The sequence below is a fragment of the Amycolatopsis sp. NPDC003676 genome (assembly GCF_053587275.1).
This window is the reverse complement of record NZ_JBSFNS010000428.1, coordinates 1-1,053: the sequence shown is the minus strand read 5'-3', so window position 1 is coordinate 1,053 and position 1,053 is coordinate 1. Positions and strand designations below refer to the sequence as shown.

The following is a 1,053-nucleotide window of genomic DNA, read 5'->3' as shown; positions in this document are numbered from 1 at the left end:
GAACAACGCCGGGATCGTCGACCCGGCCGCGCTGGGCGAGATCAAACCCGGCGCGTTCGACGGAGTAGTCGCGGGCCTGGACCACCCTCGGCACCCTCGTGCTCACCGACTTCTACGTGATGCTGGTTGCCAGCCAGACCATTTCGGACCTGCGGTTCGTCAACTGAATCGCGTCGACTCCAGGAGCTAGTTCGAATGTCAGATGTGGAACGGCACGACTACGACGTCGTGGTGATCGGGGCGGGCGGCGCCGGGCTGCGCGCGGTGATCGAGGCCCGCGAACAAGGACTCTCGGTCGCGGTGGTGTGCAAGTCGCTGTTCGGCAAGGCGCACACCGTGATGGCCGAGGGCGGCTGCGCGGCCTCGATGGGCAATGCCAACGAGAAGGACAGCTGGCAGACCCATTTCAAGGACACCATGCGCGGTGGCAAGTTCCTCAACAACTGGCGGATGGCCGAACTGCACGCGCAGGAGGCCCCCGACCGGGTGTGGGAGCTGGAAACCTATGGCGCGCTGTTCGATCGGACGCCGGACGGCCGGATCAGCCAGCGCAACTTCGGCGGCCACACCTACCCCCGGCTGGCCCACGTCGGCGACCGCACCGGCCTGGAACTCATCCGCACCATGCAGCAGAAGATCGTCTCGCTGCAGCAGGAGGACTTCGCGGCCACCGGTGACTACGAGGCCAGGATCAAGGTTTTCGCCGAGTGCACCATCACCGAACTGCTCACCGACGACGGCCGGATCGCGGGCGCCTTCGGCTACTGGCGTGAGTCCGGCGGCTTCGTCCTGTTCACCGCGCCCGCGATCGTGCTGGCCACCGGCGGTATCGGCAAGTCCTACAAGGTGACCTCGAACTCCTGGGAGTACACCGGCGACGGCCACGCGCTGGCGCTGCGCTCGGGCGCGACACTGATCAACATGGAGTTCCTGCAGTTCCATCCGACCGGCATGGTCTGGCCGCCGAGCGTGAAGGGCATCCTCGTCACCGAGGGTGTGCGCGGCGACGGCGGCGTCCTGAAGAACTCCGACGGCAAGCGCTTCATGTTCGAC

At 66.5% G+C, this 1,053-nt stretch carries 1 protein-coding gene; it reads left to right on the top strand.

Annotation, left to right across the window (positions count from 1 at the left end):
- Positions 1-195: 195 nt before the first annotated feature.
- A partial coding sequence (locus tag ACWDNU_RS46965) for an FAD-binding protein (protein ID WP_449673594.1) occupies positions 196-1,053 on the top strand: 858 nt, incomplete at its 3' end.